Raw genomic sequence first — 14158 nt, forward strand, 5'->3', positions numbered from 1 at the left:
TCCTGCGAAGCGGGAGAGGGTCGAGTCTCGGTCACGCGCCCCCGGGTGAGGGCAGGCACGATGTATCCACCGTCATGCTCCGGCCTGACCGGAGGATCCACTCACGGGCGCCCTATCGATCCTCCGGTCAGGCCGGACGACGACGAACCAGCCTTCAGCCGATAGAGCACATGCGGCAGCCCTGCCCGCTCGATCGGCTTCTCGAAGGTGAAGCCGCACCTCACCATCACCGCTTCCGACCGCGTATTGTCGGTCAGCGCGAAGGCGACGATGTCGGTGAGGCCGAGATTCTCAAAGCCGAGCTGGGTCGCGAGTTTGCCGATCGCGGTCGCGCAGCCTTGCCCCCATTTTTCCGGCACCAGCGTGTAAGCGAGCTCTACCGCCTCCTCGCCATCGACCTCGGTGCGGCGGATGCCGCCCCAGCCGGCGAAATCGCCAGTCTCCAGATCACGGAAGAACCACATGCCGTAGCTGTGCTCGCGCCAATGCGCGCGCTCGCGGCCAATGAACGCTTTCGCCGCCCGCGGCGGGCGCACGCCGCCAAGCGTCCTCATCACCCGCTCGTCGCCGAACACCTGTTCGATTCCGGTGAGGTGACCTTCATGCGGCACGTCGCCGAACAGGCCGGCGACTTCCACCATTGTCGGAAAAAGAAGGCTCAGCATGCCTAGCCGATCGCCTCGAGCCCGACCTGGCCGAAGCCGCGCGCCGAGAGCGCGCCGAGCAGAGGAATAGGAAGAGAATTTCTCTGCGTGAACAACGCCCGGGGAACAGATACGGGGAGACCTGTCTCGTACGGACCGACCAGGGCCGCGACGCGACGTGCGATTGCCGGTGCTGGATCGATCCAATTGACGGGCCACGGAGCCAAAGCCGTCAGCCGATCGAGGATTAAGGGGTAATGGGTGCAGGCGAGCACGATGACGTCCGTGCGGCTGTCGCCCTCACCGACAAAAGCGGGCGCGATTTCCGCGAGCACATCCTCGTCCCTGATCGTCTCGCCGCGCAAGACGGCCTCGGCGAGGCTCGCCAGTCCTTTACTGCCCACGAGATTGACTTCGCAATCCTGCGCATGGGCAGCAACGAGTTCATGCGTGTAGTCGCGCGCGACTGTTCCCATGGTCGCAAGCACGCTGATCCTGCGCGTCTTTGACAATGCGACGGCCGGCTTGATGGCCGGCACCGTACCAACGAAAGGTATGTCGTGACGCGCCCGCAGAACAGGTAGCGCCAGGGTCGATGCAGTATTGCAGGCGATGCAGACGATGTCCGGCGCATATCCACGGATGAACTGGTCCATCACGAGCGAAACGCGCTGGACCAGGGCTTTCTCCGCGAGACGACCATAAGGGAAGACTTCGGTGTCGCCGATATAGACGAGTTCGGAGCCTGCCATCTGGGTGGCGATCTCCGAATGGACGGTCAGCCCGCCCATTCCGGAATCGAACACACCGACGCGCGGCGGGCGGCCGGAAACTGGGCCGCGTGCCGTATCCGTCGTTCCCGCCAGCAGATCAACCCTCACCCGCGATCCTCATCGACTCGCCCGGTTGCCTTAGAATGGCTCGATTTTGATAACGAATTCGAACGCGCAACAAAACACCCCGTTCAAGTGTGCGAAGTGCTGCCGCACCTCGCCGCTTGCCAAAGGCACTCAAATTGAGGCCTGATCCGCCGTCGCAAGGAGGTCAACATGAACGTCTCGCGTCTCGCACTGATCGCTGCGTTCGTCGTCGCTGCCGGCTCTGCCCATGCGCAGAGCGCGGAAGGTGACTTCCTGAAGCGCTTCAATGGCTCCTTCGCGGGGGGTGGAGGAGTTCGCACGGCAGCCGACGGTAGCCCGTGGAACGTGAAGTGCAAAGTTAACGGCGCCTCGACCGACTCATCGGTGAAGATCGACGGCAATTGTACGGCCGCGGCGGTGGTAACCCGCAGGATCGGCGCGGACCTCACGGTCGATTCCTCGGGCAGATATACTGGCACCTATATCGGTTCCAAGATCGGCCCGGCCGCGCTTTCCGGACGCCGCCAGGGCGACACGATCGTTCTCGACGTCACTTGGCCGAAACCCGTCAATGGCGATACCAAGGCCAAGATGACGATCAGCAACACCGGCAGTGGCTTCAGCTTCGCGGTCGACGATCTCGACAAGCCTGGCGGAAAGCCGGTGCGAATGAGCGATATCAGGCTGACGCGCTGACCAGCAGCGCGCTTCCGAGACCGCCTGCGGCTGCGATGGCCGCGAGGCCGAGCGATCGCGCAGGCTGATGCTTCAACTCATGGAACAGACGCACCGCCAGGATCGCGCCTGATGCTCCGATTGGATGGCCGCGCGACAAGGCGCCGCCACCGACATTCACGATGCCGGAATCCAATCCGAGACCGTTGACGCAGGCCATCGCCTGAATGGCGAACGCTTCCATGATCTCGGCGCGCGCCAGATCGCCCGGGGGTACGCCGTGGCGGCGAAGCAGAGTCTGCGCCGCTGTGATCGGCGCGAGGCCCGGCTGCTCCGGATTGCCTCCTCCCCGCTGGCCGCCGAGTATCCTGAGCTTCGGCCCGGAATGGCGTGAGGCGACCTCTTCCGAAACCACGACGACGGCAGCCGCAGCATCGGCTTCGACCGCCGTCGTCGCGGCCGTCACCGCGTGCCCCGGATCTCCGGCCAATGCCGGCAGCCGGGCACACACACCCGCATCGAGCTTGCGGCTGAATTCGTCGCGCTGAAGACGGGCGACGAGAACGATCTCATCGCGATGATCCGTCCGGAGCGCCGTCCGATGGCTTTCGACGGCGAACCCCTCCTGTTCTACGCGTGAGATGCCGAGTTCTTCAGCGAGGAGGCCAGCCGCCTCGATCATGTCCGGATCCCGGTCGGCCCACGGCGTGAACGGCGGACGTGAATATTCGCGAGGCATTTCGTTGGGCGCGCTCGGGCGGACGAAGCGCAGCGGCGAGCGGCTGAAGCTCTCGACTCCGCCGGCCACGACGACCTCCGCCTCGCCGGACGAGATGCACGACGCTGCCAGCATGATCGCATCCAGCCCGGCACAGCATTGCGTATCGATCGTCAGTGCCGGGATGCTTTCCGGGATGCCTGCGGCAAGAGCCGCGAGCCGGGCGGGATTGCCGCCGCCGTAGAGGGCGTTGCCGAACATGACCTCGTCGACAGGTCCCGGCCGCAAACCGGCGTCCTTCAATGCCGTGGCAATCACCGGCGCCGCAAGATCGTGAAGCTCGACATTACGGAACGCGCCGTTGCGCGAGGCGACCGCGCTTCGCCGTGCCGCGATGATATAGACCGGCCTCATGTCAGCACCTCGCAGGAGCCGTCGCGCCAAAGCGTCTCAAGCGTGGCAATATCGGTCTTGCCGGATCGCGTGCGCGGCCATTCGCGGACGAGCGCAAACACCTTCGGCACGCGGTTCGACGGCAGTTTCATCAAGAGATGCTCGGTCAGTTCGGCGCGACTGGGTTTCGGACCCGGCTCGGCATGAATCAGGCCGATCAGACGCACTCCCCTTCGCTCGTCCGGAACGGATATCACACCCGCCGCCGCCACCGCGGGATGGCGCTCCAGTGCGCCCTCTATCTCTTCAGGATGGATGTTCCGCCCCGAAACGATCGTCATCCGGTCATCGCGGCCGACGAGATGCAGGAAGCCGCTCTCATCCAGATATCCCCGATCGCCGACCGACACCTCCTCGCCCGCGCGATGCAGGTCGCCGGTGCCTGTCGCATAGCCGAGAAAAACGAGCGGGCTCTCGACATAGACAAGCCCTTCCCGTCCCTCCGGCAGCCTGCGGCCGCGCCGATCACGGATGCTGATCGAAACGCCGGGAAAGGCCCTCCCGACCGAGCCCGACGGCACCGGCTCGTCGTCTCGCGCGAGCGCGACGAAACTCAATTCCGATGCGCCGTAGAACTCGGCGAAACGCGCGCCGGGGAAGCTACGCCGTATCTTCGGCAGCCGACTCTCCGGAAATTTCGCGCCGGACGACAACACCCAACGGACCGAGCCGAACGGCGCCAGTCCTGCTAATTCCGCAGCGTCGGTCATAACGTCGAGCTGGGTCGGCACGGCGTAGATCACCGAGACCCCGTGTGCCGGGATCAGCCGCACCGCACCCGGCCAGAAGCCGCGCGTCAGCACGACCGTTGCTCCCGCATGGAGGCCGCTCGCAACGGCATAGAGAAACAGCGAATGCGTCAGCGTTCCTGCCGCGAGAACCACATCCTTCGGCCCGATCCCGAATTCCGCATCCGCCCCCTTGAAGCTCGCGGTCCATGACGAATGCCCGCGCCGGAAGCCTTTCGGCACGCCCGTCGAACCCGAGGTGAAGCCGACATAGAACGGCGCGCTCGCGGCGGGCATGGGCAATGCTGTCGCCTCGGCGGGCGCACCGACCGTGTCCGCCAGTTCGGACATCGTACCGAACGCGTCCGGCAGAACGACGGCCCGCTTTATTGATTTGAGGCCCTCGACGGTGCTGACGATCAACGCCGGGGCAAGCTCTTCGAGCGCGGCGTCACGGAGCCCGTCGGGCCATGAAGCATCGAGTATCTGTGCTTCGCGGCCGGCATGCGCGACCGCCAGAAACAGAAGAGCGAGCGCGGGTCCGCTCGGCAAATGGAGCGCAACCCCCACACCGTCGGGAGTCTGCGCCGCGATCCACGACGCGAGCCGAGCCATCGTCCGGTCCAGCTCGCTCCAGGTCAGTCGGTCGTTCTCGAAGATCAACGCCGTTCGGCCGGGCGCCCGGCCCGCATGGCCTGCCAGCGGTGCGGTGACGCTCATCCCCGTCCGGCGATCGCCTTCGGCACCGCGCGGCTCGCGGCATCGGCGATGAAGCCGACAGCAATCGCTTTCAGCATGTCGCCCGGCACGAAGGCCATGCAGGCGAGCAAGGCCTGAACGAACGTCATGTCGGCCTTCCATGCGAGAAATGGCACGCCGAACAGATACATGACGCCGATGCCGCCGATCAGCGAGGCGATGATGGCCGCTGGGATGATCGGGACGTCCTCTAGCCTGGACATCACCAGACCGGCGACAAACGCGGCCGGAACAAAGCCCAGGATGAAGCCCGCGCTCGGCCCGTAGAAAACGCCAAGGCCGCCACGGCCGCCCGCAAGGATCGGCGCTCCGAGCGCGACGAGGAAAATGAAGAGCAGCACCGCCAGGGCACCGTTGCGCGCGCCCAGCGCGACGCCAGCCAGCATGATGCCGAGGCTCTGAAGCGTGATCGGCACGCCGCCGGCAACCGGCAGATCGAATTTCGGGAGCAGCCCGAGCGCTCCGATGATCGCTGCGAATAGAGCGATCCGGACGAGGTCGCGCGTTTCCATGAATCAGACCCCCGCTTCGGTCCCCGCCACCTTATCGGGACGCGTGACATATGACACCACGCCGGTGGCCAAAGCCTTCAACAATCCACCGGGAAGAAGCGACAGTGCCGTGACCGCGGCCTCGTCGAGACCCGTTCCGTTCACCGCCATCAGCACCGGAATGCCGATCAGGTTCAGCAGGACATAGCCGCCGACGACCGAGGCGAGAAATGCCGCGCCGAACATTCCAAGACGGAGCGACCAGCGATCGAACAGATAGCCGGAGACGAAAGCCGCCGGAATGAAACCGAGGATGAAACCGGCAGTCGGGCCGGCGAATACTTCAAGTCCGCCTCGCCCACCGGCAAGCAGCGGAGCACCGAACAGCAGAAGCAGGACGAAGAGAGCGGCCGCCAGAGCACCCCGGCGCGCGCCGAGCATCACGCCCGCGAGCGTCACGCCCATGCTCTGGGCCGTGATCGGCACACCGGCCGCGAACGGCAGATCGACCTTCGGAACCCACCCGAGCGCGGCGATGATGGCCGCGAACAGGACGATCAGTGCAAGATCTCTCAACCCCATTCTCGTCCCCCGCGCCGGGACCGCGCGACACCGCGCGCATCCAGCGCTTCCGCCACATGATCCGCTATCCGAAATGTATCGGCGATGAACGGGCCAAGCAGTCTGAACGAAGGCCGCCGTCCCGTACGGGCCCGCCAAGCTTCGCTCCGCGCCTCCCAATTGGCGCTCAATACGGGGATGAACCGGATCGCGAGCGAAACCGCAAGTGATAGCTTCCTCGGATTGAGGCCGAATGGTCGCAGCAATGTGAGCACCGGCGTCAATGCCGCCATCATCGCCTGCATGGTCGTCGTCATGCTGACGAGGTCCGCAAGCAGGATCATCATCACGAGCCTTGCCACCGCGGCGACAGCTTCCTGCCATGTTCCGGCGAGGAGATGCAGCGCGGCGATGATGGCCAGAAGCACCGCGAATGAACGGATCATCGCCAGCCGTTTGAAGGCTTCCTTGCCGAGCGAGGCGTAGAGCAGCACCACTCCGGCGAGCGCCGCGACAAGCGCGCGCCAGTCGTCGACCGGAAGGATGACGACGCTGAGAATGGCGAGCGCGGCCAGCTTCGCGCCGGCCGGCATGCGGTGCAGCCAGGTCTCACGGCCGAGATAGTTCGAGATCATGCCCGCCTCGCTGTCTTCAGGCCGCGTATGGACGCCTCGTAGGCGGCGATGACAGTCGCGGGCCTGCCGTCCTCTCGGACACGGCCGTCGTCAAGCCAGAGCAGACGGTCGAAAGCCGACAGGAATTCGAAATCATGGCTGGCCATGACGACCGCTTGCGGCAGCGCACGCAGCCGGTCCGACAGGTCGAGGCGGGTCGGCAGATCGAGGCTCGAGAATGGCTCGTCGAGAAGGAGCACCGAGGGTTCAGGCGCGATCACCGAGAGCAGGCAGACGAGTTGCCGCTGTCCTTCCGAGAGCTCGTGAACCGCACGCTTTTCCCACCCCTCGCAACCGTTTGCAGCGAGAAGTTCGCGTGCCGCGGCATTCGCCTCGGCGTCCGTCATTCCCTTCTCGGTGAGACCGAAGGCGATCTCCTCGCCGACCGTCGGAAACAGGATCTGGTGGTCGGGATTCTGGAACAGGAAACCGACATTGCCGGGCAGTTCACCGCGGTGGGTTTTCGTCTCCAGTCCTTCGACGAAGACTTCGCCGGCATCCGGAAGCAGAAGCCCTGCCGCGAGCCGAAGCAGCGTGCTCTTGCCCGAGCCGTTATTGCCGATCAGCCCGACCCGCCGTTCGCCTAGAGATGCCGAGAACCCGTCGAACACGGTTCGCGCCCCTCGGCCGAGCGAAACGTTGTCGAACCTCAGATAGGGCGAAACCGTGTCAGGCATGGGTTGCCTGCATACGCGTCCCGGGAAGAGCGGTCCAGTTCCGGGTCAGCCGGTGGAAGCGGCCCGGTCGATCAGCCAGACCAGATCGCCATGCGGTTTCAGCCGTGCCGAGGGCAGATCCTCGCCTGCCCGGACGCGTGCCAAAGTCGCCGCCTTGGTGGCTCCGGCCACCAGGAAAGCCGAGAACCGGCAGCTCTCGAGCGCGGGGAAAGTCAGCGTCACGCGCGGCACGAAGGGCTTCATGCCGGGCTCGGACGCGACGACCCACTTCTCGCTCTCGTTCAGCGTCGACATGCCCGCGAACAGCGAGGCCGTGTGGCCGTCATCTCCCATACCGTTCAGTACGAGATCGAACAACGGGCGCGATGCGTCGAGCTTGTCAGCGCCGTAGAACGCCTTCAACTCGGCTTCGTAGAGACGGGCACTCTCTTCCGGCGACGCGGTCTCGGTCGGGATCGCATGGACGTTTTCGGCCGGCATGGGTACATGGTCGAGCAGCACCCGCCGCGCCATTCCGGCATTGCTCAATTCGTCTCCCGGCGGCACGAAACGCTCGTCGCTGAAGAAGACGTGGATGCGCTCCCAGGGCAGGTTCTCACCCGCGAGGAGCCGATAGAGACGCTCAGGCGTCGAGCCGCCGGTCAGGCAGACCGCCACCCGGCCCGGATTATGGTCGATCGCCGACAGAAACCACTGCCTCGCACGCTCGGCGAGATCGTCCGGATCCTGCAGGATTTCGACGTTCAGCGTCATCCGTTATAGAGCGAGCGCCAGGTGCGCCCGTCCTTTTCGAGCAGGTGCTCGGAGGCCTCCGGCCCGTCGCTGCCCGCCTCGTAAGTATGCATGCCCATCGGTCCGGCCTTTTCCCAGGCATCGAGGAAGGGCTGCACCGCGCGCCAGCCGGCTTCGACACCATCCGCGCGCTGGTAGAGGATCGCGTCGCCAACCATGCAATCGTAGATCAGAGTCTCGTAGCCGGTCGCGGGCGCCGCCTCGAAATAGTCCTTGTACTGGAAGGTCATGCCGACCGGTACGGTCTGGATTTCCGGACCCGGCACCTTGGCGTTGAAGTGCAGGACCATGCCCTCGTCGGGCTGGATGCGGATGACCAGATCGTTGTCGCCGAGTTCGTCCATCGACAGGTTCCTGAACATCGAAACCGGCGCGTTCTTGAATTTGATGACGATCTCGCTGCGACGCTTGTTAAGGGCCTTGCCGGTGCGCAGATAGAACGGCACGCCGGCCCAGCGCCAATTGTCGACTTCGAGCTTCAGCGCGGCGAATGTCTCGGTGGTCGAACCCGGCATGACGTCCGGCGATTTGCGATAGGAGGTGATCTCGCGATCGCCGACATAGCCGCCGCGATATTGCGCGCGTACCGACATCGCGATCGCTTCCTTCTCCGTCACCTGACGGATCGAGTCCAAGGCCTCGGCCTTCTCGGAGCGCACAGCATTCGCATCGAAGCGCGACGGCGGCTCCATCGCGACGAGCGAGAGAAGCTGGAAGAGATGGTTCGGCACCATGTCGCGCAGCGCGCCGGTCACATCGTAGAACTTGCCGCGCGTACCGACATCGACCGTCTCCGCGACGGTGATCTGCACGTGGTCGATATGATTGCGGTTCCACACCGGCTCGAACAGGCCGTTGGCGAAGCGCAGGATGAGGATGTTCTGGACCGTCTCCTTGCCGAGATAATGGTCCATGCGGAAAATCTGGTCTTCCTTCAGGACGGCGAGAAGCTTGCGGTTGAGTTCCCTGGCGGATTCGAGGTCGGTGCCGAACGGCTTCTCGATGATGACGCGACGCCAGGCGCCATTCTCCTCGCGCGTCAGCCCGGCCTTTGCCAGATGCTGGGCGATCGGCGCGAAGGCCGCCGGCGGCGTCGCGCAATAGAACAGGCGGTTGCCCTTGGTACGCCCGTTCTGCTCGATCCGATCGAGTTCGCGTCCGAGCTTGGCGTAGGTCTCGTCGTTGTCGAAGTCGCCCGAGACATATGTCACGCAGGACAGAAGCCATTGCGCCGTCTCGGGATCGACGGCCTGAGTGGCGAACTCCTTCAGCGAGTCCTGTAGCTGGAGGCGAAACTCTTCAGGCGGCTGATCATGGCGGGCGACGCCGACGATCGAGAAACCTTCGGAGAGCAGTCCTGTCGCAGCCAGATTGTAGAGCGCAGGCAACAAAAGCCGCCGGGTGAGATCACCCGAGGCGCCGAAGATCACGAACGAACAGGGCGGAGCCGCCGGCGGTTTGCGCGTCTCGTTACTTATCAACATCTGGCGGCGGGACCTTTGGTTCGAGATGTCCGCCGAAGCCCTTACGCATGGCCGAGAGCACCTTCTCCGCGAAGGTGTGTTCCTGGCGCGAACGGAAGCGCGTGTAGAGGGCGGAGGTCAGAACTTCGGCCGGAACGGCCTCGGCGATCGCGGCCTGGACGGTCCAGCGACCCTCGCCGGAATCGTCGACATAGCCGGAATACTGGGCAAGCTCGCCGTCTTCCATGAAAGCGGCGGCGCTGAGATCGAGCAGCCAGGATGTAACGACGCTGCCGCGCCGCCAGACTTCGGCGACTTCCGTGATGTCAATCTGGATTCGTTCGTCTTCCGGAAGACGCTCGGAAGCGGCGTTCTTCAGGATGTCGAAGCCCTCGGCGTAGGCCTGCATCATTCCGTATTCGATGCCGTTGTGGATCATCTTCACGAAATGACCGGCGCCATTCGGGCCGGCATGAATGTAGCCCTGTTCGGATCGCGCCCAGTCGCCGTTGCGGCCGGCGGTGCGCGGAATGTCGCCATGCCCCGGCGCGAGCGTGGCGAAGATCGGCTCGATACGATCGAAGGCTTCCTTGTCGCCGCCGATCATCAGGCAATAGCCGCGCTCGACGCCCCAGATGCCACCGGAGGTACCGACATCCATGTAATGGATGCCCTTCTCGGCCAGCATCTTGGCGCGGCGGATATCGTCCTTCCAGAAACTGTTGCCGCCGTCGATGATCGTGTCGCCCGGCTCCATCAGGCGTGCGAGTTCATTGACCACCGCTTCGGTGATGTCGCCGGCGGGCACCATGACCCAGGCCGTGCGCGGCTTTTCGAGCTTGGCGACGAAATCCGCGAGGTCGGACGTACCGGTTGGCCCCTCCTCCGCAAGCTTGGCGACAACCGCTGGATCACGGTCGTAAATCACGGCCGTATGACCGTTCTTGAGCAGGCGGCGAACGATGTTTCCGCCCATCCGGCCGAGGCCGATCATTCCAAGCTGCATGGATTCTCTCTCCCCGGCGACGACATAGGGCAGCTAGACGACAGTCCAAAGACTTGCGGCAATTTGGCCGGCGAGCAAGTGCCGAAAACGGAAGGCTGTTATCCCGGAATCCGCACTACGAATCCCGGGACGATGACTAAAGTCTACCGCGTGCGCTCATGCTCGGCCTCACCAATTTTTCGATCCAGTTGCGGATTTCGGTGAGGCGCCGGCCAGTTTCCAGAACATCGGAATCGTAGCCAAGCCGCCAGGCGATGTCCTTGCGCGCCGGGTCCTTGCCCAAGGCACGCAGATCCTCGGCGTGCCTGTTCAGCTCGTCGAGGTCGCGGAACGGCCCCTCGTCGACAAGAATCTGACCATAACGGGCGACGACCGCGGCCATGTCGTCGAGCGTGAACTCGGGATGATACTGCACGCCCCAGAACGTGCCTTTACCGTGTTTGATTTCCGCAGCCTGCACCTCGGAGAATGCATTGGTCGCGGTCACCGTCATGCCGTCGGGTTTCATGCCGACTTCGTCGGTGTGGACGGCAGGCGCATCATAGGATGGCCCTTTGCCTTCATGCAGGGCGTGGTTGCGTCCGGCATCGGTCAGCACGATCTTGCGGGCGAGCCCGATCTCCCGGCCCTGCTTGGAGCGCACGACCGTTCCGCCCGCCGCGACGGACGCGACCTGCAGGCCCCAGCACGAGCCGAAGAACGGCACGCCGGAGTCGAAGACCGCCTGCGCAAGCTCGATCTGCTTCATGCTCTCCGGCTCGCCCTTGTAGATATTCAGGGACGAACCGGTGATCGCGACGCCGTCATAGCCGGCAAGCCCGCCGGAATCCGGCAGGTTCGCGCCCTCGTCCGTCGGAAAGCAGATATCGACGACAGCATCGGGGGCCAGGTCCCGCAGCACGTCGGCATAGGCCTCGCTGTAGGTGAGGCCCATGAACTGTGCCTGCCGAGCGCGAGCGCTCGGCGTGTTGCCCTCCACGACCAAAAGGCGCGGCGCACGTGTCATGCAGCAGCTCCGAGGTCCCCGCGGATCGCGGCGCGAATGAGCGTTTCGAATTCCTTCGCCTTGAAGGGCAGCGGGTTACCGCCGGTCGACGGATCGCGTTCCGCATGTTCCGCGAGTTCGGCCACGCGGTCTTCCTTGACGCCGAGCTCGGCCAGGGTGTGCGGCACGCCGAGCGCCTTACGGAATTCGAGCATCCATTCCAACACGCCGTCGAAGCCGCCCTTCGGCAGATCGAGTACGCGCGCGAGAAGCGCCATCTTCTCCTCGATCGCCGAGCGGTTGGCGACGAGGACGTAAGGCAGCATCACGCCGTTGGTCAGGCCGTGATGAGTGTCGAAGATCGCGCCGACCGGATGCGAGACCGAATGCACCGCGCCGAGGCCCTTCTGGAACGCGGCCGCGCCCATCGAGCCGGCCGCCAGCATCCGCGAGCGCGCCTCGATGTCGTCGCCCTTGACGTAGGCACGTGGCAGGTATTCCGCGATGAGTCGGATGCCCTCGATCGCGATGCCGTCAGCCATCGGATGGAAGCCCGGCGCGCAATAGGCCTCGATGCAATGCGCGAGCGCGTCAAAGCCGGTCGCGGCCGTCAGGAACGGTGGCAGGCCGACGCTCAGCTCCGGATCGGCGATGACGATCTTCGGCAGCATGAGCGGATGGAAGATGATCTTCTTCTCGTGCGTCGTCTCGTTGGTCACGACCGCGGCGCGGCCGACCTCCGAGCCGGTGCCGGCCGTCGTCGGAACCGCGACGCTCGGTGCGATCACCTCGGCATTGGCGCGGGTGTACCAATCACCGACATCCTCGAAGTCCCACACCGGTCGAGTCTGGCCGACCATGAAGGCAACGAGCTTGCCGACGTCGAGCGCCGAGCCGCCGCCGAGCGCGACGACGCCGTCATGCTTGCCGGCGCGATAGGCTACGAGGCCGGCATTGACGTTGGCTTCCGTCGGATTGCCCTTCACGTCGGAGAATACGTCCGAGGTCAGCCCGGCGCCCTTCAGCACCTCGCGCGCCTTGGCCACCACGGGGCCATCGACGAGGCCCTTGTCGGTGACGATCAGCGGCCGGGAAATCCCCGCCGTCTTGCAGGCGTCCGCCAGTTCGGAAATGCGGCCGGGTCCGACCAGAACGCGCGTCGGATAATTCCACGCGCCCTTCAATTCAGCACTCATCAGGTCCTCAGATCTTTTCACGCAGATGGAAGCTCTTCGGCCGGGTCAGCATGCCGTAGCCGAGTTCGGAGAGGGACGCGCCGCGGCCGGTATCCTTGACGCCAGTCCAGGCGAGCGCCGGATCGAGATAGTCGCAGCGGTTCATGAAGACGGTGCCGGTCTCGACCTGGTTGCCGAGTTCTTCCGCCTTGTCGACGTCCTGCGTCCAGATCGACGCGGTCAGGCCGTAAGGGGAGTCGTTCATCAGGCGGATTGCCTCGGCGTCGTCCTTGACCTTCATGATGCCGACGACCGGGCCGAAGCTCTCGTCCTTCATCACCTTCATCGAGTGGTCGACATCGGTCAGCACCTGCGGCGCGAGATAGGGCGTGCCTGCCTTGTCAGCCGGGAAGTCCTTCGGATCGAGATGCGCCTTGGCACCCTTCGCCAGAGCCTCGGCCGTCTGTTCGCGGACGAGATCGGCGAAGCGTACATGCGCCATCGGACCGAGAGTCGTCGTCTCGTCGAGCGGGTTGCCGAGCACGTATTTCGAGGTGATGTCGGAGAACTTCTCGACGAAGCCGTCATAGAGGCTCTCGTGCACGTAGATGCGCTCGATGCCGCAGCAGCACTGGCCGGAATTGTAGAATGCACCGTCGACGAGGTTCTCGACCGCATAGTCGAAATTGGCGTCGGCCCGTACATAGGCGGGATCCTTGCCGCCGAGTTCGAGACCCATCGTCGTGAACGTGCCGGCGGCGGCCTTCTCGATCGCCCGGCCGCCCGCGACCGAACCCGTGAAGTTCACATGGTCGACCGACCCCGAGGACAGGATCTTCGTGGTGTCGTCATGAGTCAGGACGAGCGTGCGGAACAGGCCCTTCGGCGCTCCGGCTCTGTCCATCGCCTGCTGAAAGCGGTCGCCAACGAGGATCGTCTGCGTCGCATGCTTCAGGATCACCGCATTGCCGGCAATGATCGCGGGAACGATCGAGTTCACCGCCGTCAGGAACGGATAATTCCACGGCGCGATCACCATCACGACGCCGAGCGGGTCGCGACGAATGAAGCGGCGGAAGCCGTCCCTCTCCTTCGGCACGATGTCGGCAAGCGAGGAATCCGCCAGCTCGATCATGGTGCGCACGCGCTCCTCGACCGGCCTGAACTCACCGCCATAGCGCACCGGCCGGCCCATCTGCAGCGCCAATTCCGGCACCACTTCCTGGTTCATGCTGAGAAGTGCATCCATGAACCGCACGGCCAGCGCCTTGCGCTCGGAAAGTGGCGTCTTGCGCCAGGCGGCCTGCGCGGCGCGGGCTTCCGCCAGCGCCGTCTCGATCTCAGCCGGTGTGGCCGTCGTCTTGCGCGCTACTTCGCGTCCGTCGACCGGGGATACGCATACGATCTCGCTCATGCTCGTTCCTTGTGTTCCCCTCTCCTGCGAAGCGGGAGAGGGTCGAGAGCGCGGCAGCGCTCCGGGGTGAGGGCAAGCACGAT

15 protein-coding genes are annotated in these 14158 nt (G+C 64.7%); 1 reads left to right on the top strand and 14 read right to left on the bottom strand.

Annotation, left to right across the window (positions count from 1 at the left end; genetic code table 11):
- Positions 1 to 101: 101 nt before the first annotated feature.
- Complete coding sequence (locus ACFPFW_RS14900) at positions 102 to 665, bottom strand: GNAT family N-acetyltransferase (RefSeq protein ID WP_114958099.1); 564 nt, start codon at positions 663 to 665, stop codon at positions 102 to 104.
- A gap of 2 nt (positions 666 to 667) precedes the next feature.
- A complete protein-coding gene (gene murI / locus ACFPFW_RS14905; protein ID WP_114958098.1) occupies positions 668 to 1525 on the bottom strand; it encodes a glutamate racemase in 858 nt (285 codons plus the stop codon).
- Between the two features lie 168 nt (positions 1526 to 1693).
- On the opposite strand from murI, the gene ACFPFW_RS14910 reads away from it, so the two are divergent.
- The gene (locus ACFPFW_RS14910) at positions 1694 to 2200 is read left to right on the top strand and encodes a hypothetical protein (RefSeq protein WP_114958097.1); all 507 of its coding nucleotides are present in this window, start codon (positions 1694 to 1696) and stop codon (positions 2198 to 2200) included.
- On the opposite strand, the gene ACFPFW_RS14915 is transcribed toward ACFPFW_RS14910, so the two are convergent.
- From ACFPFW_RS14915 to ACFPFW_RS14970, 12 genes are all read right to left on the bottom strand, one after another.
- Positions 2184 to 3311 carry a thiolase family protein gene (locus ACFPFW_RS14915; RefSeq protein WP_114958096.1) on the bottom strand — a complete coding sequence of 376 codons (1128 nt, stop codon included), beginning with the start codon at positions 3309 to 3311 and terminating at the stop codon, positions 2184 to 2186. The two genes, ACFPFW_RS14910 and ACFPFW_RS14915, sit on opposite strands and share 17 nt — an antisense overlap.
- Positions 3308 to 4798, bottom strand: coding sequence for an AMP-binding protein (locus tag ACFPFW_RS14920; protein WP_114958095.1), 1491 nt, complete (start codon positions 4796 to 4798; stop codon positions 3308 to 3310). The genes ACFPFW_RS14915 and ACFPFW_RS14920 overlap by 4 nt, the downstream gene beginning before the upstream one ends.
- Positions 4795 to 5349 carry a biotin transporter BioY gene (locus ACFPFW_RS14925; protein ID WP_114958094.1) on the bottom strand — a complete coding sequence of 185 codons (555 nt, stop codon included), beginning with the start codon at positions 5347 to 5349 and terminating at the stop codon, positions 4795 to 4797. The genes ACFPFW_RS14920 and ACFPFW_RS14925 overlap by 4 nt, the downstream gene beginning before the upstream one ends.
- Before the next feature lie 3 nt (positions 5350 to 5352).
- Entirely contained in the window at positions 5353 to 5910 is a 558-nt protein-coding gene (locus tag ACFPFW_RS14930) for a biotin transporter BioY (RefSeq protein WP_114958093.1), read from the bottom strand.
- A complete protein-coding gene (locus ACFPFW_RS14935; RefSeq protein WP_114958092.1) occupies positions 5901 to 6524 on the bottom strand; it encodes an energy-coupling factor transporter transmembrane component T family protein in 624 nt (207 codons plus the stop codon). Before ACFPFW_RS14935 ends, ACFPFW_RS14930 begins: the two co-directional genes overlap by 10 nt.
- Positions 6521 to 7240 carry an energy-coupling factor ABC transporter ATP-binding protein gene (locus ACFPFW_RS14940; protein WP_114958091.1) on the bottom strand — a complete coding sequence of 240 codons (720 nt, stop codon included), beginning with the start codon at positions 7238 to 7240 and terminating at the stop codon, positions 6521 to 6523. The genes ACFPFW_RS14935 and ACFPFW_RS14940 overlap by 4 nt, the downstream gene beginning before the upstream one ends.
- A gap of 45 nt (positions 7241 to 7285) precedes the next feature.
- Positions 7286 to 7993, bottom strand: a complete 708-nt coding sequence (gene pgl / locus ACFPFW_RS14945) for a 6-phosphogluconolactonase (RefSeq protein WP_114958090.1) — start codon at positions 7991 to 7993, stop codon at positions 7286 to 7288.
- Positions 7990 to 9516, bottom strand: a complete 1527-nt coding sequence (gene zwf / locus ACFPFW_RS14950) for a glucose-6-phosphate dehydrogenase (protein ID WP_114958089.1) — start codon at positions 9514 to 9516, stop codon at positions 7990 to 7992. Before zwf ends, pgl begins: the two co-directional genes overlap by 4 nt.
- Positions 9503 to 10501 (bottom strand): phosphogluconate dehydrogenase (NAD(+)-dependent, decarboxylating), encoded by a 999-nt coding sequence (gene gnd, locus ACFPFW_RS14955; protein WP_114958088.1) that lies wholly within the window; start codon positions 10499 to 10501, stop codon positions 9503 to 9505. The genes zwf and gnd overlap by 14 nt, the downstream gene beginning before the upstream one ends.
- Positions 10502 to 10637: 136 nt before the next feature.
- Positions 10638 to 11507, bottom strand: a complete 870-nt coding sequence (locus ACFPFW_RS14960) for a type 1 glutamine amidotransferase (RefSeq protein WP_114958087.1) — start codon at positions 11505 to 11507, stop codon at positions 10638 to 10640.
- Positions 11504 to 12682, bottom strand: a complete 1179-nt coding sequence (locus ACFPFW_RS14965) for an iron-containing alcohol dehydrogenase (protein WP_114958086.1) — start codon at positions 12680 to 12682, stop codon at positions 11504 to 11506. The genes ACFPFW_RS14960 and ACFPFW_RS14965 overlap by 4 nt, the downstream gene beginning before the upstream one ends.
- A 7-nt stretch (positions 12683 to 12689) precedes the next feature.
- Positions 12690 to 14075: an aldehyde dehydrogenase family protein gene (locus ACFPFW_RS14970; RefSeq protein ID WP_114958085.1), complete on the bottom strand. Its 1386-nt coding sequence runs from the start codon at positions 14073 to 14075 to the stop codon at positions 12690 to 12692.
- Positions 14076 to 14158: the final 83 nt, after the last annotated feature.

Source organism: Flaviflagellibacter deserti, assembly GCF_042652085.1.
Lineage (GTDB): Bacteria > Pseudomonadota > Alphaproteobacteria > Rhizobiales > Methylopilaceae > Flaviflagellibacter > Flaviflagellibacter deserti.